Below are 22,340 nucleotides of genomic sequence, written 5' to 3'. Positions count from 1 at the left end.
TAGTTGTAGTGCCGTGAATCTGGGAGCTTGAACAGGAGTCTAAAATTTTTCGTGCTCTATGACTTGAGTCGGTGGGACGGTATCCATTTTTTGGAAGGTCAAACTAAAATGGAAATTAGGCCAGTGTTCCAAACCGTTATGCGATCGGTGATGATTTCCCATTCTTCAATTCTTTAATCTCAAATCTCAAATCTAAAATCTAAAATGGTATGAGACGGATGTCAGACTTCGATGGTGGTCAGGGTGCGGCCATTGTCAAAGCTCAGATCTAAAATGGCATTAATTGTCGGTTCCACCTGCATCTCCCCCTTGATTTGCCCATGTCAATAACAGTTTCTGATAGCCAAAGCTTCTTAGAACAGGCGATCGACCGCAAACCGCCGGTACTCCCTCCTGATACACCCTTGAAAGTCGCGATCGCCGCCATGACTCAGGCGAGGGCTAGTTGCATTTTAATCGCGTTCGATCGGCAACTGATGGGAATTTTTACAGAGCGCGATGTTGTGAAAATAACTGCGAGCGAAATACCGCTAGCAGGGATGACAATTTCTGAGGTAATGACACAAAAGCCGATCGCCATTTCCCTGGATAAAGCGGGGAATATCTTCAAAATATTGAGTATATTGCGATCTGCAAAAATCCGTCACTTGCCCGTCACAGACAACAGCGGAAACTTGCTGGGCGCCATCACTGGAGAAAGCATCCGTCAAATCCTGAAACCGGGCGACTTGCTGCAAATGCGGCGCGCCGAAGAAATTATGACGGCAGAAGTAAGAGTTGCCTCAACTAACACCTCAGTTTTAGAAGTGGCAAAACAGATGGCAACTCAGCGCAAAAGCTGCATAGTCATTTGCAATGAGTGCGACAACAAAAATCAGAAACCAGTGGGCATAATTACAGAACGGGACATTGTTAAATTCCAAGCTGCCGGACTCGATTTCGCTGGCACTCGCGCCGCCGCCGCGATGAGTTTTCCCCTGATGCCGTTGCAGGCAAAAGCCACATTGTGGGAGGCTCACCAGTTCATGCAAAAGCACCACATCCGGCGCTTGGTGGTGGTGGACGAGGGAGGATATTTAGCCGGAATTATCACCCAAAGTAGCCTGCTGCACGCCTTAGATCCGGTAGAAATGCACGCGAATGTCGAGCTTTTGCAGGAAACAGTTGCCGAAAATATCCTGGAGTTAAAAAAAGTGAACGAACAATTGCAAAAAGAAGCGCTTCGCAGAACCGAAATAGAGGAAGAGTTGCGGTTATTAAATGAAAACTTAGAAGAGCAAATTAAGCTGCGTACTGTAGAATTAATTAACACGAACAGTCAATTAAAGAAGGAAATACAAGACCGCGCCACCGCCGAAGCTGAAGTGCGCCGCCTCAACACCGAACTGGAGCAGCGAGTTCGAGAGCGCACGGTTCAACTAGGAGCCAGCAACCAAGAATTACAGCAAGAAATTTGCGATCGCAAACTGCTAGAAGAAAAATTACACTTTTCTGAAACCAAAGTTCGTGCAGTTTTTGAAGCGATGACAGACATCGTTCTCGTACTAAATACTCATGGCAACATAGAGGTTTTGCCGACTAATACGGCGGCAGTTTATGAGCCGGATTGCGATCTAGTCAGCCTGACGGTCGAACATTTTTTTGACGACGACAACCCCGATGATTGGTGGATGCTAGTTCAGCAAGTTTTAGAGACGCAACAAACGCTCAATTTCGACTACAGTTTAACAGTTGGCGATCGCGAAATTTGGTTTTCCGCCTGTATTTCTCTGTTCTCAAAAGATGCAGTGATTTGGGTTGCCCGCAACATCAGCGCCCGCAAACTAGCAGAGTCAGCGCTGTGCAAAAAAAATGTAGAATTAGCTCATACCCTGGAAGAACTGAAGCGCACTCAACAAGAGCTGATTCAATCAGAAAAAATGGCAGCCCTCGGACAGTTAATTGCCGGAGTTGCCCACGAAATCAATTCTCCTTTAGGGGCGATTCGCTCCTCGGTGCAGAACATCGCCGACTTCTGGGCCGAACAATTGCACCAGTTACCGATATTTTTCAAGCAACTATCTCCGGAACGGCAGCAGGATTTCTTTGCCCTGCTGTACAACTCAAGTAAGGAAACAGACAACTTATCTAGTAAAGAAAAACGTCAGTTGAAAAAACTTTTGCAGCGGCAATTAGAATCAGAAAAAATAGACGACGCTGACAGCCTTGCTTGTACCTTGTTAGATATTGGTATTTGCAATAATCTCGAACGTTTTTTACCTTTGTTGAAAGACAGCGCAAGTCCAAATATTTTACAAACCGCTTACGAATTTGCTACGGTACAAAAAAGCACTAAAAATATTGTTACTGCGACAGATAGGGCAGCCAAAATTGTTTTTGCCTTGAAAAGCTATTCTCGTTACGACCAGTCGGGTTCCAAGGCGATCGCCAATATTACCGACGGGATTGATACTGTTTTAACGCTTTACCACTACCAAATCAAACATGGTGTGGAAGTCGTCAGGAATTATGGTAATGATTTACCCTCTATGCTATGCTATCCTGATGAACTAAATCAAGTTTGGACAAATTTGCTTCATAATGCTTTACAAGCGATGGGCAACAAAGGAATGTTAAAAATTGAGGTCAAACACCAAGATAACGCAATATCAGTCAGTATTACCGACAGCGGCCCCGGCATTCCTCCAGAGATTATGCCTAGAATTTTTGAGCCATTTTTCACTACTAAACCTCCTGGAGAAGGCAGCGGTTTGGGATTGGATATCGTTCATAAAATCATTAAAAAACACCAAGGTAAACTGCAAGTAGAAAGCGTGCCAGGTCAAACCAAATTTACTGTATCCTTGCCTATCGAAATCACTGAGAGAAATTAAAATCTGGCTCAATCTGCCCGTCCATTTTAAAATAAAAAAAGAGTAAAATTTTATGCCAAAACCAGTAATTTTGTGTGTTGACGATGAAGTTGTAATCTTAAACAGCTTGAAGATTCAACTGAAAAAAGAATTTGGTGATGATTACCTCTATGAAGTAGCAGAAAATGCCGATGAAGCTCTCGAAATTATTGAGGAAATTCAAGGAGAAGAGGAAAGCGATATTTTGGTCATAGTATCTGACTGGTTGATGCCGGGTCTTAAAGGAGATGAATTTTTGATCCGGGTTCACCAAAAATATCCCAATATTGTGAAAGTTATGCTGACCGGGCAAGCTGACGAAATAGCAATAGAACGGGTGAAAGAGCAGGCAAACTTGCACCGCTGTTTGTACAAGCCGTGGGACGGTCAAGAATTAGTAGAAACTATAAAATCTGGTTTAGCAAAAATATGAACAATAAACCTGTGATTATTTGCGTGGATGACGAACCGATCATTCTTGAAAGTTTGAAGATTGAGTTAAAAAAAGCCCTAGGAGAAGAACATTTATTAGAAACAGCCGAAGGCGGCGAAGAGGCTTTAGAGTTGATAGATGAATTGCTGGAAGAGGGTTGCGAAATCGTGGCTGTGATTTCCGACTACCTGATGCCCAATATCAAAGGGGACGAATTACTGAAGCAGATTCACATAATTTCACCAAAAACCATCAAAATCATGCTGACGGGGCAAGCAGACCTCGAAGCTGTGGCGAATACTATTAAATATGCTAAATTGTACCGCTACATATCTAAGCCTTGGCAGTCAGAAGATTTGAAGTTGACCTTAAAAGAAGCGGTCAACAGCTATTTTATGGAGAAGCAATTAGGGGAACAAAATGCTCAACTCCAAAAGCTGAATCAAGAATTGGAAACTTTAGTTGAGGAGCGGACTGCACAACTGAGCTTGTCTGAGGAAAAGTTTGCTAAAGCTTTTCGTTCTTCTCCCAACCCGATTACTATTGCCCGACTTAAAGACGGTCGTTATTTGGAAGTCAATGAGGCTTTTTGTCAGACAATTGGTTATTCGATAGCAGAAATTATCGATCGCACGGCGCTTGATTTGAATCTTTGGGAAAGCGAACCAGCCCGCGCCAAGTTGTTTGCAATGTTAGACGAACAAAAAATTGTTCGTAACTACGAATTTGATTGGCGCACGAAAACTGGGGAACTCAGAACCGGGCTGGTGTCTGCTGAAATCATTGACATTCACGGCGAAACCTGCGTGATTTCTGTGATTCAAGATATTAGCGATCGCAAATTGGCCGAAGAAAAACTCCGGGCTCTAGCTGCATCCTTAGCAGCAGCGCAGAGAATCGCCCGCGTCGGCAATTGGGAATGCGATTTTTCTGCCAATACAACTACTTGGTCGGAAGAATTATCTCATATTTTCGATCTCGATGCAACCGAGGCTGCGCCAACACTAAGTGAATTTGCACAATACGTGCATCCGGACGATCGCCAAAAATGGCAAACAACGATCGACGCTGCTATTGCTAGCGGCAAATCCTACAGTTTGGAATATCGCATCCTGCGCCCGGAACCGACAATTGCTGCGGATACTTGCCCGTCACAGACAAGTGAAGGCGGCTCGATCCGCTACATTGAATCCAAAGGAGAAGTAGTTGTCAACCAACAAGGGCAAGTGACTAAACTCTTCACAACTTTGATGGACATTACTGCCCGCAAGCTGGCGGAAATAGCATTAGCAGAAAGCGAAGAAAAATACCGTCATTTAGTTGAAACTTCCCAAGATATTATCTGGTCTTGCGATGCCCAAGGACACCTGACTTTTGTCAACCAAGCTGTCAAACAAATCTACGGTTATGAGCCGGAAGAAATGCTAGGCTATTCTTTTAGCGATTTCTTGGCGCCTGCCCAAATAGACCGGAACCGAGAACTTCAGCAGCACTTGCTGACGGGAGATGCTGTGTTTCAGTACGAAAGTATAGTATTAGGGAAAGACGGCAGGCAGATAGATGTCAATACAAAGGCGATCGCGCGATTGGATGCAGCAGGAAATATCATCGGTACCACAGGCACAGCCAGCGATATTACTGAGCGCAAACAAGCAGAAATATCGCTGCAAAAAGCCAAAGAAGAAGCCGACAGAGCCAACAAGGCTAAAAGTGAATTTCTCTCGAATATGAGCCACGAATTGCGAACTCCCCTCAACGCGATTCTCGGTTTCAGTCAACTGCTGGCGCGCGACGCAGCCCTCGGTAGTGACCAACAGCAATATTTAGGAATTATTAGCCGCAGCGGGGAACATTTGCTCGATCTGATCAACAATATTCTGCAAATGTCAAAAATCGAAGTCGGGCTGGTGACACTCAATAACAGCACCTTCGACTTGCACAGAATGCTAGAAAATACTGAAGATATGCTGAAGCTGCAAGCCGAAAAAAAAGGGTTGCAGTTAATTTGTGATGCTGCGCCCAACCTCCCTCAATATGTAGAAACAGATGAAAGTAAGTTGCGTCAAGTATTAATTAATGTGGTGGGAAATGCGATCAAGTTTACGGCAGAAGGTGGTGTTAACTTGAGAATCAAACATGAGCTGTTGTCAAACAGAAATAACGAAGAGATTGGGCCGATCGCAAATTGCTGCTTGCTCTTTGAAGTGGAAGACACGGGGGCGGGAATTTCTGCCCAAGAAATGGATAGTTTGTTTAAGCCTTTTGCTCAGACAGAAAGCGGAAGAAAAGCTCATGAAGGAACTGGTTTAGGCTTGCCGATCAGCAAACAGTTCGTTGAGTTAATGGGAGGAGAAATGACGGTGACAAGCAGCGTCGCTAACGGCAGTATTTTTAGATTTGATGTTAAAGTTTCGCTCCCTAATGCAGTGGAAATTCAGGTTGCTCAAACAACTCGTCGCGTTGTGGGCCTGGAACCCGGACAGCCGGAATACCGCATTTTAGCTGTGGACGATCGCCTGGAAAGCCGTTTGTTGCTGGTGAGAATGCTGTCATCTCTCGGTTTTACTGTGCGGCAGGCTGAAAATGGCGTTGAAGCTTTGTCCGTGTGGTCGAGTTGGGAGCCTCATTTGATTTGGATGGATATGCGGATGCCGGTGATGGATGGCTACGAAGCTACTAAACAGATTAAAGCGCATTTGAAGGGTCAAGCAACGGTGATTATTGCTCTGACGGCGAGTGCTTTTGATGAGGAGCGATCGGTGATTTTGTCTGCTGGGTGCGATGATTTTGTCGCGAAGCCTTTTCGGGAACAAGTCATTCTGGAAAAGATGGCTAAGTATCTGGGTGTCCGCTATGTTTACGATCGAGAAGCTTCGCTAAGTTCCGATCCTGTTGCTGGTGGTGACGTTTCGGCGCCGACTGTGACGGCTCCTTTGCCTGTTGCGCTGAATTCTTCATTTTTTGAAGCTATGCCTCTCCAATGGGTTGATGAGTTGTACGAGGCGGCGGATTCGGTTGATAACGAGGAGATTTTTCGGCTGCTGTTGTCGATTCCTCCTGTTGATGCTGGTTACCGCAGCGCGATCGCCGATTTGGCGAATAACTTCCGGTGCGATCGGATTATTGATTTGATTGAGGAATTTAGAAATGTTTGAGGGAAGAAGGAAGTTCGGCAACGGATTTTATAACGGATGTAACGGATTTAACGGATGTTGAGGTTAGAGGGGAGAGGTTCGAGGGGAGAGGGGCGGGTTCGGGATTGTTGATGGTTGAGGTCGATCGACTATTGCTAAACTTGCTCCTGGGCGATCGGCTAAACTATCTTTGATAATTATTTAAATCAGTATAAAGGTGGACGAAGAAACTGGGTCTTATAACGAAAATATCTCGTTATACCAGTTACACAAAAAAAGCAACTGCTTTGCCAGCGCTCCAAACCCTTATAGAATCATTCATTCCCCATCTAAAATCTAAAATCGTATTACCAGAAAGAATTGGTTGAAAGCCCGCCCGCCTTCGAGGGAGAAATTAAAATCAGACTATTCATTACTCCAATCCTCTTCTTTCTAGGTAGAGGTCGCTCTCCTTCTGTCAACTATCAACTGTCAACTGTTGAAGGCTCTCTATCTTGGTTGAAAAACCCGGTTTCTCGGTTTTTTGTAGGTAAGTTCTGTAAATATAGAAGTAGTTGATGCTGGAGCGAGTGCTATAGTCAGGAACTCAGGGCTCAAGCCACTGAGCTTGTAAGAAATTGCAAGCTGTTCTGACCAGACCCCTCTTGTCGAGGAGACGTTATTTAGGTCACGACACCGGAGAATGCGACGCCAGTTTTCCGCTCTGTCATCTGCAATTAAATAGTTTTAAAGTCACTGAAACAGTGTTGCAGGTCTAACAAGCCTTTATAACCAGGTCGAGGCGAACATTACCCGAAAGGGATTCGGAGACAACCATATCTCCACAGAGGGGCAACCATACCCCTCTAACCCCGAAAGGGGATTCAAGGCGATTGAAATCGCCGAGTCGTTTTCCTCTCAGGTCTAAAGACTCGCTCCTTTCCCACTTACCGATTTTTTATGACGATTTAATTGGTTTTCATAATTTCAGCAATTATAAATTTAACAAAAATACCATCAATGACCACCACTCAAACACACAATAATAAAGGCAACATATTAATTGTTGACGACACTCCCGAAAATTTGCAAGTTTTATCAGCAACGCTGTCGGATCGCGGCTACAAAGTCCGGGGCGTAATCAACGGCAAAATGGCAATCAGAGCCGCGCGTTCAGGTTCTCCAGACTTGATTTTGCTCGACATAAAAATGCCAGAAATGGACGGCTATGAAGTCTGCACGCAGCTCAAGGTCGATCCGAAAACATCAGAAATTCCAGTTATTTTTATTAGCGCTTTAGATGAAGTATTAGACAAAGTAACCGCCTTTAAAGTAGGAGGGGTAGATTTTATAACCAAACCATTTCATGTAGCAGAAGTTTTAGCGAGAATCGAACATCAACTGACCATCCAAAGACTGAAAAAACAATTGATGGATCGCAATACAGAACTGCAACAAGAAATAATAGAACGCAAAAAAGCCGAAGAAGCCGCAGCCGCTGCATCCCTAGCAAAAAGTCAATTCGTTGCCAACATGAGCCACGAATTGCGGACTCCCCTGAACGCCATCCTGGGTTTTACCCAAGTCATGAGCCGCGACTCTTTGCTCAGCCACGAAAATATTGAAAATCTCCGAATTATCAACCGCAGCGGTCAACATTTGCTGGAATTAATTAACGATGTTTTAGACTTGTCCAAAATAGAAGCTGGGATCATTGGCTTAGATGAACGCAGCTTTGACCTTTATCAAGTTCTCGACACTCTCGAAGAGATGTTTCAAATCAAAGCTGAAACCAAAAATTTGCAACTAAGATTTTCCGTGCAGCCGAATGTTCCCCAATACATCAAAACTGATGAAAAAAAGCTGCGCGTATGTTTAATTAATTTGCTGGGAAATGCCATAAAATTTACACCAAATTGCGGTAGTATTTGGCTGCGCGCGAGCGTGCAAGCCAACCAGCAGCCTGCAAAATCGGAGGTGGATCCTAATTCTAATTCGGACGATTCCTATTTTATTTTGTTTGAAGTTGAAGACACGGGAGTTGGCATAGCAACAGCAGAAATTGACAAGTTATTTGAGGCTTTCGTGCAAACAGAAGCTGGCAAACAAGCGGCTGACGGTACGGGATTGGGTTTGACAATCACTAAAAAATATGTAGAGATCATGGGCGGAGATATTGAGGTAGACAGTGTTTTAGGTGAGGGAACCATTTTTAAATTTAATATCCGAGTATTTCCCGCTACTTCGTCTGAAATAACAGTGGCGACATTGCAGCGGGCGATCGCACTACAACCAGATCAACCGGTTTATCGGATTTTAGCAGTTGACGACAATCAAGAAAATCGGCTGCTGCTGGTGAAAATGCTGCAACCAATTGGTTTTGAAGTCCGAGAAGCGGAAAACGGCCTCCAAGCTGTTGAACTTTGGGAAAGTTGGCACCCTGATTTAATTTGGCTGGATACGCGAATGCCTGTAATGAACGGTTTTGAAGCCGTCAGACAAATTAGAGCTAAAGAGAAAGCATCTGAGCGTCGAACTGTAATTATTGCTCTGACTGCTAGCACCTTTGAGGAAAAAAAAGGCGAAATTCTTGCCGCAGGTTGCGACGATTTTGTGCGGAAACCTTTTCAAGAGCAAATGCTCTTTGATAAGATGGCTTCTTACTTGGGAGTGCGCTATATCTATCAAGAATGGCCCGCGCTCCCTATCGGGGCTTTACGGCGTTATTTTGTGAGCGAAAAACCAGATTCATTTTTCTCGCCGCTGCTCGCCCAGATGCCTCGAAGTTGGGTGCAGGAACTCTACGACGCAGTTAATGATGTTGATGAAGATCTGGCGATTCAAATTGTCGATCGCATTTCGGAAACTCATCCAACGTTAGCTGAGGCCTTAAAAGATTTGCTGGCAGATTACCGACTCGACAGGATAATGGATTTAACTCAATCTATTTTAAAATAAATGGAGCATAGTGAAATTAAAGTATTGGTGGTTGACGACCAACCGAGCAATCTGCGGTTCTTATCCGAGCTGCTAACTGCCCAGGGGTATCAAGTTTGTCGGGCTATTTGCGGTAAACTGGCGTTGAAGGCTGCGATCGCCCATTGCCCCGATTTAATTTTGCTCGACATCAGAATGCCGGAAATGAACGGTTATGAAGTTTGTCGGAGACTGAAAGCTACACCGGAAACCGAACAAATTCCGGTGATTTTTTTAAGTGTATTAGATGAGATTAATGATAAATTACAAGCTTTTCGAGTGGGCGGCGCCGACTATATTCTCAAGCCATTTCAAGTAGAAGAAGTTTTAGCGCGCATCGACAAGCAAGTCTGCTTGCAAAAACTGCAACAGCAACTAAAAGAGCAAAACACTGAACTGCAACAGTCGCAGTCGCTGCTTGCTAGCATCTTAAATAGTTCCTTAGATGGTGTGGTGGCTTATTCTGCCGTCCGCAACAGTCAGGGAAAGATTGTAGATTTCCTGTGGCTGTTAGTCAACCCTGCTGCCAACAATATTTCTGGTAGGCCATTAAATGCGATCGTTGGCAATCATTTGTTGGCAGAAATTCCCGAGGTTCGCAATAATGGATTATTTGATTTGTACGTTTCTGTCGTAGAAACCGGAGAAATTTTAGACCAAGAATTTTATTACGAACACAATTCAGAGACAAGTGCTTGGCTGCACATTGTCGCGGTCAAATTAAACGACGGTCTGGCAGTAACATTTCGCAATATCACCGATCGCAAACGAGGAGAAATTGCCCTGCGAGAAAGTGAAGAACGTTTCCGCGCGATATTTGAGCAAGCAGCAGTCGGCATCGCTCAAACCACACTTTTAGGCGAATTTTTGCGAGTAAATCCTGGCTTTTGCCAAATTGTCCGCTATGCAGAATCGGAATTGTTGCAGCTTGATTGGCAGGCAATTACTCACCCTGATGACATCGAAGCTGGCAGAGAATACGTGCGGTTGCTGTTATCCGGGGAAATTCAAACTTTTTCTCGGGAAAAGCGTTTGATCTGCAAAGATCGGGAAGTGTGCTGGGCGAATGTTACTGTTTCGGTAATGCGCGATGCTGAGGGAACCGCGCAATATTTGATTTGTGCGATCGAGGATGTTTCCGAGCGCAAGCTGGTACAAGAATTGCTGCAAGCGAGTTTAGAAACTCAAACCCGTTATGCTGAAGAACTGACTCGTTCTAATGCCGAATTAGAACAGTTTGCCTACGTGGCTTCTCACGATTTGCAAGCACCTTTGGGCACGATTGCAGGCTACGCTCAACTATTAGAACGGCGCTATCAAAACCAACTTGATGCCCAGGGGAATAAATTTGTCGGCAATATTGTTAATTCTTGCGTGCGGATGCAGGCGCTGATTGATGACTTGCTGGAGTATTCGCGAGTGGGCCGCAGTCAGAAACCTTTTGAGCTGATAAATTGCAATCAGGTTTTTGAGGATGCTTGCGCTAATTTGCAGTTGGCAATCCGCAAGCATCAAGCTACTGTAACTAGGGGCGATTTGCCAATGGTAAGAGGTGACTGTTTTCAACTGTTGCAACTGTTTCAAAATTTAATTGGCAATGCCATTAAATACCGTACCAGCGAGGCGCCGGTGGTACAGGTGGGCGCTGCGCGTCAGGGAGATAACTGGGTGTTTGCGGTGCAGGACAACGGTATTGGCATTCCCGAACAGCACCATCCACGAATTTTTCAGATTTTTCAGCGCTTGCACACCCAAAAAGAGTATTCGGGAACAGGTATCGGTTTAGCGATTTGTCTGAGAATTGTCGAGCGGCATGGCGGCCGGCTTTGGGTAGAATCAGCACCCGGTCGAGGCTCGACTTTTTATTTTTCTGTTCCTGTTGCACCGTGAAATCAGCATTCTGCTTGGATCGGTCAGCAGTCATTTAGTTAAACAATAAATATTTTTATCATTTTTTACACAAATACTCATAAATTTTAGCATATTCACTGATGACATCAAGCTAAAAATCGTTCAGTATAATGATATTAGCTCGATCTCTATACAACTTAAAAATCAGCGGTGTGCGCCAGACTTGTCAGTTTGTTTCCACTGTATCCAGATCATCTGGCTTTGGGATGCAGTAGTTTTAGTAGTAATTTGCGGACAAGCATTTCTGATGTCTTTGCCGTTTGCCGGTGCTCGGAGAGACTGCCAAGTGAAACAAAGATTAGTGACAAACATTTGCACATTATGCAAAACCGCCAATTGCTGCAACACAAATTCAGTGTTATGGGCCAGATTTGCCAGATCGTCGTGGCAACAGATGCTTTGCAGGCGATCGCAAACCGCTTCAAGTCCCGCTACCTCACAAAATTAGTTAGTCGTGAGGCCAAGCTGTGAATTATCCAAAGAAAAATGAAAAGAAAAAATTTACTATTTTAATAGCAAACGATGACGAGGACACGCGCTTTTTGGTGGAGGAAGCACTGCGAGAAGTTCGATTACCAATCAGAAGCGAATTTGTGGAAAATGGAGAACAAGTGCTAGACTATTTGTACCGTCGCCGTCAATATGCTGGTGGCAGCAATTGGCATCGACCAGACCTGATACTTTTGGATCTGAATATGCCGAGGCTTGACGGGCGAGAAGCACTAACTTCGATCAGATCTGACCCCCAGTTTCAACAAATTCCGGTGGTGATTCTCACAACGTCGCACCGCAGCGGAGATATCTTGCTTTGCTACCGCTTGGGTGCGAATTCTTTCATATCTAAACCAGTCACTTTTCAAGGATTGGTGGAAGTAATGAAGATTTTATGCCAGTATTGGTTTGAAATCGTTTCGCTCCCGCCCCCCGATCTGTAAGCTTTAATTGATGGCTAGATAGTTTCAGTTGACAGTTGACAGTTGACAGTTGACAGTTGATAGTTGACAGTTGATAGTTGACAGTTGACAGTTGACAGTTGACCGCAAGAGGGCGACCTCTACTTAAAAGGAAGAGGATTGGAGTAATGAATAGTCTTCTTTTAACTTCTTCCTAAAAAGTAGAGGCTTTCAACCAATTATTTCTGCTAAACTGAATTTGATAGACCGACATATTGCTGCAATACGATTCTATTAAGGCAGATCCTGCCTAACTGCCCTTAAAAAGGTGGGGATAAGAATCCGATCGAAGTTCCGCTTCTTAAGGGGGATTTAGGGGATATTCGGGGAATAAATAGCCCGATCGCAAATAAGCAAATAAGTAGGTAGGTACAAATAAACAGGCTGATGGGGAGGTTGGGTGAGAGCAAGGCTCCACGGCCTGCTAGTTAAACATCCGGGTTCAACCCGCCACTAGAAGATATTATTGTTGTTTAGTGCCGATCGCCCGTATCGCTCTCAAAACAAAAACTTTCCTTAAACCTGCTCCAAACGCTATAGTTGTGTTAACACGTAACCAATGTCTGAAAATTTTGTTGGTTGAGGATGACCTCGCAGATGCGACGCTGATCGAAGATCTTTTAGGGTCATTCAGCGATGCTCTGTTTCGCCTCCAAACTGTTACATCTCTAGAGAGGGGACTCGCGTGTCTGGAAGCAGAAAAGTTTGACGCCGTACTATTAGACTTGTCAGTGTCAGACGGCTTGGGGGGAAGCGAGGATCTCGCCGTCTTGAAAGCCCGATCGCCCACAGTGCCAGTTGTGGTGCTGACGGATAGCAATGATGAGAATACGGCGCTGTCGGTATTGCGATCGGGCGCTCAAGATTGTTTGGTAAAGGGAAGATTTCAGAGAACTCTGCTGGTGCGAGCAATCCATTACGCGATCGAACGCCAGCAAGTCGAAGAACAATTGCGACAGCAGGCGATCCGAGAGCGGCTGTTGGGACAAATGATCGAACATATTCGATCGTCAATAGACGCGGCAAGCATTCTTCAAAGTACCGTAGCAGAAGTGCGCCAATTTCTCAAAACAGACCGGGTTTTAATTTATCGCTGTCAGGATTGGGCGTCTCAATTTGACGGGGAAGAGCAAAAAGGTGCGATCGTCGCAGGTGACGGTTTGCCAGACGGTTATATTGAAAACCAAAATATTAATGCTGCTTTGGCGGTGTCATGTTTAGTTTTGGTTGAATCCCAGTCTGTACAAGCAATAGCAGATGTCAACACTGCCGCATTGTCTGGGAGTTGCAGAGAATTGCTGGCAGATTGTGAAATTGCAGCAGTTTTAAGCGTGCCAATTTGGCAATCGGGCGACTGGGAAACGGCAAACCAAAGACTAGAAGGCACTGTTTGGGAAGCCGAAAAAAATCAATATGCAGCCGAAAATTATCTCTCGCTGCCGGCTGTTGGCAAACCGCAGGCACAGGGAAAAAGTGCGCCGGATTTAGAGAGAGAAAATCGCAATAATTTGTGGGGAATGCTGACAGCATACAATTGCAGCGAGACGAGGGAATGGCAGCAGTGGGAAATAGATTTTTTACAGCACTTGGCGAATCAAGTAGCGATCGCGATCGAACAATCTCAACTTTACCGCCAGTTAGCAATAGCCAATCAAAAATTGCAGGAACTGGCCACGACTGACGGACTGACGGGCATTGCCAACCGCCGCCAGTTCGATCGCGTTTTGATGTTAGAGTGGCGCAGATTGGCAAGAGAGGAACTGCCGCTGTCTTTAATTATGTTTGACATCGACTTTTTTAAACTTTATAACGACTTTTACGGGCACCTCGGCGGCGACGATTGTTTGCGCCAAGTTGCCAAGGCGATCGCCTCTTGTGCCAAGCGGGCTGGGGATTTGCCGGCCCGCTACGGCGGCGAAGAATTTGCCATAGTGCTGCCCAACACCAGCGCTGAAGGGGCAAACATTGTCGCCCGGAAAATTTGCGATCGCATTGCCAGCTTGCAAGTGCCCCACGCGCGATCTTCGATCGGCTCCTACGTTACCGTCAGTTGCGGAATTGCCACAGCGATTCCTTCTGCCCAGCAATCTCCTGACAGCCTAATTCGCAGCGCTGACAGCGCCCTTTATCAAGCCAAAACCGAAGGCAAAAATCGTATTTGTCACGCCAGCAAGCCGGAATCTTCCCCTTTAACCGCTCTCGGTTTGTAGAAATGCTCGGCGGTTGGAAACCGCATCTACACAAACGATGTCCGCCTCTGCGGACTAAGAAATATGGAATTTGAGAGAAATGTGCGAGTGACTCTTCAACCTGCGGAGGCAGGTTTTGTTTGTGTAGACGCGGTTTCCAACCGCCGGGTTTTTTGGGTTGATATCTTCCTCTACGTCAAGAGCGATTGGTTGAGTCGATGGAAGGTATTATCCTTCGCACCTCTCAGTTAGATCCGGACGTGCTGGTTTCCCCGCATCCGGCTCCCGATGTTCTTGGCTTGCGCCTTTGCTCATGTGGAGATAATCGTGGCAGCTTTCGTGAACCGCTAAGAGGTTATTAGTTTTCGAGTTACTATGGTTTCCATCTGTGTGATGCAGATGTACCTTTTCATCGCCTAGCATTTTTAGACCACATTTTCCACATTTATGGTTTTGCCGTTTTAAAGCTTTAGAGGTTTCGCCGTTATAGAGCTTGCTGTTACGCTCACTCCAGTAGGCTATATCTCCGTCGTAGGGAGATTTCTCTCCTTTGACATTGACAAATTTGTTTTCGGAGTAAGGAACCGTCGGGAATGCTTTATCAAGCAGTTTCTTGCTGGTGTAGCGAGATTGTTTCGATTCCTTATTGAATACCTTGAAGGCTCTATTTTGGATAAACCACAGTGATAACCGCGACCCTTCCAATTTACAGTAGCGGTGGTAATTTCTCCAACCTCTAACCACAGGGGCTAATTTCTCAGCTTTGACCGTAGCACCATAATTCGAGTTGTTAACGATGTGTTTTACCTTCTGACGGAACGCTTTAAAATTGTCCACTGATGGAACGCATCTAAATTTCCCGTTGTTCTGCACTTTGAAATGCCAACCGAGGAAGTCAAACCCATCTGTCGTAGCAGTTAGCTTGGTTTTCTTTTCACTAACCTTCATACCTCGTTCTGCCAGAAATTCGCTGACTTTATCAAGTATTGCCTCCGCATCATCTTTAGGTTTCAGAATTATTACCATGTCATCCGCGTAACGGACTGATTGATGTATTTCCTCAATCCCATTGAGAGCAATATTGGCTAGTAATGGACTTACCACGCCCCCTTGTGAGGTTCCTTGTTCGGGAAATTCTGGATTGACTCCTGATTTTAGACAGCGGAATATCCCGGTCTTGATGCCTTTTGGGGCGATGAGTCGTTCCATTATGCTGGCGTGGCTTATCCTGTCGAAGCATTTTTCGATATCAAGCTCGATAACCCGTTTCTCTATTCCATTGCTCTGAGAGCGTAGATTGTTGAACAGAGTTTTCTGCGCGTCATGCGCCGACCTTCCTGTTCTAAATCCATAACTCCGGGCGTGGAAAGTTGCTTCATGCGCTGGCTCTAGCGCGTATTTTGCGAGGCATTGCCATGCTCTATCAGCGATAGTCGGTATCTTAAGGAGGCGGGTACTCCCATCCTTTTTAGGGATTGGTATTGAACGTAACTTCTGATGTTTCCAGTTGTTACTTTTGGCTCTGAGTTCTTCACTCAGAGTAAACCTTTCCTCAAATGTGAGTGAGGCTTTTCTATCGATTCCCGCAGTCTTTTTGCCACCGTTTAGTTGAGTTACTTGACGTATCGCCAACATTCTTGCAGCCCGAGATTTCAGAATTAGCTTTTGAAGGGACTTCGCTTTGGGCTTGTCTCCAACCTGAATCGCTTTAAACACTCGTTTTTGTAGGCGAAATAAGTCCCTTCGGAATTTCTTCCACGGTAACGTCTTCCAAGATTCACTAATATTGCTGTTGTGTCTAATCATGCTCTGCTCTAACTTATGTTTTCTGAACACCTCAGACCAATTACGGTCTGTCCTACCCGAACTGAGGGGATTCCGCTGCTCGTCTAGCCTACGAAAGGGTTCGACTTCCCCTTGACCCTCAGCTCGTTTTTCTTCGTTCCTTCGGGCGTGATTGATTGTTCCTTTAGGTGGAGCCAATTTAACTACTGGATTCCCTAGACTCTTGCCGATATTCGATCAATAATTCGGCGGGAATGAACTCCAGTGGAGTCGGGAGGTTGGTCTGTGTCCCGCTCTCGGATAAGTTACTTTTCTAGGCTCTGTTGCACCATTGGAACTCCCCATTAGCGCCATTGTCATCTCACAGTAGATGTCTGATTGCGCCCTGTTCCCAGCTTCACTCTCCGAGAATCGAGCTCGGTCGGTGTGGGCAGGTAAGGAGTCATGCCTGAGTCTGGCAGAAGGGACTTGCACCCTTATCAGACCGAGAGTTCAGCCTTGTGGCTGGAAACGCTATGTACGGGCTTTCACCGTGATTCACGTTTCAACGAATCGCACTAATCATTCCGATACAACCGGAATTAATATTCGTTACCATTGAAATACTCGGCGGTTGGAAACCGCATCTACACAAACGATGTCCGCCTCTGCGGACTAAGAAATATGGAATTTGAGAGAAATGTGCGAGTGACTCTTCAACCTGCGGAGGCAGGTTTTGTTTGTGTAGACGCGGTTTCCAACCGCCGGGTTTTTTGGGTTGATATCTGTCCGCCTCTGCGGACTAAGAAATATGGAATTTGAGAGAAATGTGCGAGTGACTCTTCAACCTGCGGAGGCAGGTTTTGTTTGTGTAGACGCGGTTTCCAACCGCCGGGTTTTTTGGGTTGATATCTGATCCAGTTACATGAATGACCACGATAAAATTAGTATTACCAAATCTCCCAAATTTTAGTTTGTATTCGCTAAATTCGATCGCACGGGAATTTCAATCAAAAACTCCGATCCCTCTCCCAGTGTCGAAATACAGGTCAATCTGCCACCGTGGCGATCGACTACAATCGAGTGAGAAATCGACAGTCCCAAACCCGTACCCTTGCCCACAGGCTTAGTCGTGAAAAACGGGTCAAACAGCCTCGATCGCACTGGCTCCGGTATCCCCCCGCCGTTGTCCGCAATAGATACCGCTACGAAGCCCGCAGCAGCCTCATAAGTCCGAATCGCGATCGTACTGGGATGTCGATCGCACTCCTCGATCGTCCGCCCCTTGTCCCGTTCCTCCAAAGCATCGATCGCATTAATCAAAATATTCATAAATACCTGATTCAACTCGCCCGGAAAACATTCAACTTGCGGCAATAACTGGTAATCTTTAACAATCTGAATCCCCGGACGGCTGCTGTGAGATTTCAAGCGATTTTGCAAAATCATCAAAGTGCTGTCAATTCCCTCGTGAATGTTCGCCGACTTACCAGCAGACTCGTCCAACCGGGAAAAATTGCGTAATGATTTGACAATTTCGACAATTCGCTCGGTTCCTACTTGCATAGAAGTAAACAATTTCGGGAAATCGTCAGCAATATAATCCAAGTCTATTTCATTGAGTTTATCTAACACTTGAGCCGGAGGATTAGGACAGTAATCTTGATAAATTTTAATCAATTCCAACAAATCTAAACTGTAACGGCGAGCCGGACTGAGATTGCCGTGAATAAAGCTAACTGGGTTATTAATTTCGTGAGCGACACCAGCAACTAACTGACCCAAACTCACCATTTTTTCATTTTGAACGAGCTGAGCTTGAGTGGTTCTGAGTTTGTTAATAGCTGCTTCCAACTCTCGCGCTTTTGAACGTTCGCGCGCTTCCGATTCCTGCAAAGCTGACTCCGCTTGTCTGCGATCGGCAATTTCAGTTTGTGCTTGCTCAAAAAGCGTCGATTGCTGGATCGCGATTGCTAACTGCACGCTAATTTGTTTGAGACACTCCACCTCAATTTTTAGCCATTGGCGGCAGCCAGCGCACTCGTGAGCAATCAACAAGCCCCACAACTTCTCACCTTGCAAAATCGGCACTACCAAATTAGCTCGCACCTGAAATTGAGCTAATAAATTAATGTAGCACTCAGAAAGACCAGCTTTATAAATATCATCCACAGCTACAGTGCGACCGTTTTGGTAAGCAGAACCATAGCTGTCTTTAAAGCAAGAATCGTTAATACTTATTCCCTGAAGCGACCGCCAATTTTCACCCACCGCCTCAACTGCTACAAAACCGCTCCAATCGGGATTAAACCGATAAATAATTGTCCGGTCTGTTTGCAGAAAATGTCGTACTTCAGCAACAGCTTTTGTCAAGATTTCTTCTAAATTTAGAGAAGAGCGAATGCGTTCCAGCATCCCTACCACCAAGCGTTCTTGTTTTAATTGCTGGCGCAAGATAGACTCGGCAAGTTTGCGGTGATTAATATCTTCAATCACAGCAATTCCGTAGCTTGGTTCCCCAAACCCGTCCCGCACTAAAGATACAGTCACATTAGCCCAAACAAATGAACCGTCTTTGTGCACAAAGCGTTTCTCAAGTGAATAATTCAAAATTTCCCCAGCTAACAGTCTTTGGGCAGACTCGACATCTGCTTCTACATCTTCGGGGTGAGAAATTTCCCAAACATTTCGCAGTTTTAGTTCCAATTCTGAGTATCCGATAATCTTGCAGAAGCCTTGATTTGCATTCAAGAAACTACCTTCGGGCGACACTTTAACAATCCCGATCGCCGCTTGTTCAAATACAGCCCGAAATCGCTGTTCGCTTTCTTGCAAAGCAATTTCTGCTTTTTTGCGATCGGTAATATCGATTTCCGTGCCAAACAGTCGCACCACCTGACCGAAGTCATTTTTAACAGCTTGTCCTTTACAGTTAACGTGCCGGATTTCTGCTGGTGGACAATATATGCGGTGGTCGATGTCGAAAGCTATCCCTTCATTCACCGCCTTTTGCAAAGCTTCTGTAACGCTTTCCTTATCATCGGGATGAATTTGCTCTAAAATTTGTGTCATTGTCGGCTGCCAATTAAATTCTCTACAGTAAATGCGAAACACTTCGGTAGACCAATTAACAATACCGGTATCTATGTCGAATTCCCAATTTCCCATGCGGCCAATTTCTTGTGCATATTGCAATTGGTCGGCAAGTTCTTGTAGAGATGCGATTAACTGCGTTTTTTCGGCTTCGGCTTCAACGCGGGCGCTGATATCTTTGTGAGTACCCGTCATCCGCAATGGCGCACCCCATTCGTCGTACTCGACTACTTTGCCCATCCCCAAAATCCACTGCCAATTTCCGGCTTTGTTGAGGAGCCTAAATTCAAATTCATAGATCTCGATGCCACCTTCAAAATATAAATTTAAAGATTCTCTTGCTCTGATTCTGTCTTCGGGATGCAGCAAATTTTCCCAACCTTGGAAGTTGTTGTCAATTTCAGTGTCTGCGTAACCGAGCATTGATTTCCACTGCGAGTCGAAATAAGTTTCGCCAGTAGCTATATTCCAATCCCACAGCCCCAAAGAGCTGCCTGAAACCGCTAACTGCAATCGCTCTTGACTGAATTTTAAGGCTGATTCGGCGCGTTTTAGGTCTGTAAGGTCAGCAATGATTGCCATCATTCCTATTGGTTTGCTGGCGCTATCTTTAATGCAGTCAGCTCGCAATTGAGTTTCGATAATTTCGCCGTTTTTAGCCCTGAGTGCAATTTCATTGCTCCATGACAAACCTTTCCGCAGGACTTTAAATAATTTTCTTAACTCTTGAGATTTGGCGTACATTACTGCTGGGCCACCGGCATTATTTAGTTCCTCAACTGTATAGCCGTAGCGTTGAATAAATGCTTGATTGTGATAAATTGAATAGCCGTCTAAATCTGCGATCGCGATCGCATCGCTAGCACTGTCTACAGCTTGAGTTACCAAACACAGGGTATATTCGGCGTTTTTGCGATCGGTAATATCAAAAATCGCTCCGTCAAGCCACAAAACCAACCCTTCTGGATTGTAAGTCGCCCTACCCCTTTGGGACACCCAGCGCACCGACCTGTCAGCGCGCACAATCCGGTATTCTACATGATACGGCTGTTTCGAGTCTACCGCCGCTCTGATTTGTCGATCGAGCATTTCCCCGTCTGCCTTATGGATGATGCTAGCAAAACTCAAGCGGTTGTTGTGAATAAAATCCCCAGCAGCATAGCCGCTAATTGCCTCAAGTTCGTCACTCACAAACACCATCGTCCAATCAGCATCGTATAAGTTGCGGCAGATAGCGCCCGGAATATTCTCAATTAGCGATCGAAATCTTGCTTCGCTCTCCCGCAAAGCCGCTTCCGTCTCTTTTAAATCAGTAATATCCAGTATCATCCCTTCCCAAACAATATCGCCTTCGGCCCCTATGAGCGCCGTCAAATTAACTCGTTCCGGTCTCGAAACACCTCGCATCCATTTAAGTTTTCCAGACCGCATAATCGCGCGCCATTCCTGCTGCCACGGCTCCATATTTGCCGCAGAATAAACAATAGATTCTTGAATTTTTGGGAGGTCATCTGGATGAATGCAACTGAACATAAGTTCGGAATTTTCCTGAATATCTTCAGGTTCCAATTCATATAAATCGCGGCTGCCAGAAGAAATGTAAGGAAAACATTGTTTGCCGTCGCTTGAGAAGCGAAATTGATAAATTACTCCCGGCAAATTGGCAGCAATTTGCTGGAGTCTAGCTTGGGTTTCTTGCAGTGCTAATAGTTTCCGCTTATCCTCTGTTACCTCTCGAATTATTCCGACGAGTATTTTACTGCCGTCAGTATTTTTAAATACGGTTTTTTTTGTAGACAGAATGTGCTTAGCACCGCTCACATCCGTAAATATTTCCTCGCTGTTGTTTTCTTCCCCGGTTCCAAACACTTGTTCGTCTTTCTCCCAAAAAAAATCAGCTTCTTCTTTGGGAAAAAAATCGTAATCCGATTTACCTAGCAGTTCCTCGCGCTGCTTGCCTATCAGCTTGCAAAAAGCATCATTTAACAGTATCCAGCGGTGCTGTTCATCTTTGACAAAAATTGGATCGGCAACTGCATCGATCGTATAATTCAAAAAAGATTTATTAGCTTCCGCTTCCTCTCTGGCTAAAATTTTCTCCGTAATATCGTTAATAGTTCCAGTAGTTCCCTGCGCCGCGCCGTTTTCGCCAAAAATCAAAAATTCCTGAACTTCTACCCAGCGAATTTCGCCATTTTTGGTAAGATATCGAATTTGATAGCAACAGGATATTTCTTGATTTTTGGTCAGATTTTTAGAGGAATTTAAATATTGGTGTTGGTCGTCAACATGAATGTAACTCAAACAGGAATTTCCTAAACTTTCATCAACCGTAAATCCGGTAATTTTCGTCCAAGCAAGATTGAGAAAAGTCCAATTGCCCGCAATATTTGTTTCAAAAACTACTTCTTTGATCTTGTCAAAAACCTGGGGGTATTTTCCTTGACTTTTTTGCCATTCTGCTTGTCGCTTCTGGCGGGCGATCGCGCACTCGATCGTCCGCACCAGCAGTCGGCTGTCTAATTCTTTTTTCACCAGATAATCTTGAGCGCCGGCGGCAATTAAATTGACAGCCAATTCTTCTTCATCCGCCCCTATCAAAATGACGATCGGAATATTGATTCCGCCATCTTGGAGGCGGAAGAAAGTATTAAATTTTGGGCTATCAGGGAGGGTTAAATCTAATAAAATTACATCAAAAACATCGCTGGTTAAAATTTCTATCGCTTCCCCGATGCGAACTACATTGGTTGTCTCAATTGATACTCTCAGTTCGCGATCGTCGGACAGCAGTTCTTGAATTAGTGCTGCATCTTGGGCACAGTCTTCTACTAAAAGAACTTTCAAGCAAGCAGGCGTTAAAGTTGATTCAAGAACAGAGGTCATACCATTTTAGATTTTAGATTTTAGATTTTAGATTTTAGATTTGGGAATTACTGATGAGTGTCCGGTTTCGCGCTTGTCTAAAGTTGCATTATTTTTTTCGAGCGATATCAGTTTGCTACTTTTATTTATCC

The 22,340-nt window shown here is 45.0% G+C and carries 10 protein-coding genes; 8 read left to right on the top strand and 2 right to left on the bottom strand.

From position 1 onward, the window contains the following. Positions 1 to 320: 320 nt before the first annotated feature. The 8 genes from QZW82_RS16565 to QZW82_RS16530 all read left to right on the top strand — a co-directional run bounded on the left by QZW82_RS16565 (position 321) and on the right by QZW82_RS16530 (position 14,487). Positions 321 to 2,873 (top strand): CBS domain-containing protein, encoded by a 2,553-nt coding sequence (locus QZW82_RS16565; protein WP_293150009.1) that lies wholly within the window; start codon positions 321 to 323, stop codon positions 2,871 to 2,873. A 52-nt stretch (positions 2,874 to 2,925) separates the two neighbouring features. Further along, positions 2,926 to 3,324: a response regulator gene (locus QZW82_RS16560; RefSeq protein WP_293150007.1), complete on the top strand. Its 399-nt coding sequence runs from the start codon at positions 2,926 to 2,928 to the stop codon at positions 3,322 to 3,324. Further along, a complete protein-coding gene (locus QZW82_RS16555; protein ID WP_293150005.1) occupies positions 3,321 to 6,479 on the top strand; it encodes a PAS domain S-box protein in 3,159 nt (1,052 codons plus the stop codon). The genes QZW82_RS16560 and QZW82_RS16555 overlap by 4 nt, the downstream gene beginning before the upstream one ends. 978 nt (positions 6,480 to 7,457) lie before the next feature. Further along, positions 7,458 to 9,395, top strand: a complete 1,938-nt coding sequence (locus QZW82_RS16550; protein WP_293150003.1) for a response regulator — start codon at positions 7,458 to 7,460, stop codon at positions 9,393 to 9,395. Continuing rightward, complete coding sequence (locus QZW82_RS16545) at positions 9,396 to 11,303, top strand: ATP-binding protein (RefSeq protein ID WP_293150001.1); 1,908 nt, start codon at positions 9,396 to 9,398, stop codon at positions 11,301 to 11,303. A 342-nt stretch (positions 11,304 to 11,645) separates the two neighbouring features. Beyond that, positions 11,646 to 11,795, top strand: coding sequence for a hypothetical protein (locus tag QZW82_RS16540; RefSeq protein WP_293149999.1), 150 nt, complete (start codon positions 11,646 to 11,648; stop codon positions 11,793 to 11,795). Beyond that, entirely contained in the window at positions 11,792 to 12,259 is a 468-nt protein-coding gene (locus QZW82_RS16535; RefSeq protein WP_293149997.1) for a response regulator, read from the top strand. The genes QZW82_RS16540 and QZW82_RS16535 overlap by 4 nt, the downstream gene beginning before the upstream one ends. Positions 12,260 to 12,819: 560 nt before the next feature. Then, positions 12,820 to 14,487 (top strand): diguanylate cyclase, encoded by a 1,668-nt coding sequence (locus QZW82_RS16530; RefSeq protein WP_293149995.1) that lies wholly within the window; start codon positions 12,820 to 12,822, stop codon positions 14,485 to 14,487. 207 nt (positions 14,488 to 14,694) lie between these two features. Here the strand turns inward: QZW82_RS16530 and QZW82_RS16525 are convergent, their stop codons facing one another. Together QZW82_RS16525 and QZW82_RS16520 are read right to left on the bottom strand one after the other, a co-directional pair. Next, a complete protein-coding gene (locus tag QZW82_RS16525; protein WP_293149993.1) occupies positions 14,695 to 16,272 on the bottom strand; it encodes a reverse transcriptase domain-containing protein in 1,578 nt (525 codons plus the stop codon). 927 nt (positions 16,273 to 17,199) lie between these two features. Further along, on the bottom strand, positions 17,200 to 22,209 hold the full coding sequence (locus tag QZW82_RS16520; protein ID WP_293149991.1) for a PAS domain S-box protein: 5,010 nt from the start codon (positions 22,207 to 22,209) through the stop codon (positions 17,200 to 17,202). Positions 22,210 to 22,340: the final 131 nt, after the last annotated feature.

Origin of the sequence: Microcoleus sp. bin48.metabat.b7b8b9.023 (assembly GCF_013299185.1) — a bacterium.
In the GTDB taxonomy this organism is placed as follows: Bacteria; Cyanobacteriota; Cyanobacteriia; order Cyanobacteriales; family Microcoleaceae; genus Microcoleus.
The sequence above is the reverse complement of the archived record's forward strand: the minus strand, read 5'-3'. Positions and strand labels throughout refer to the sequence as shown.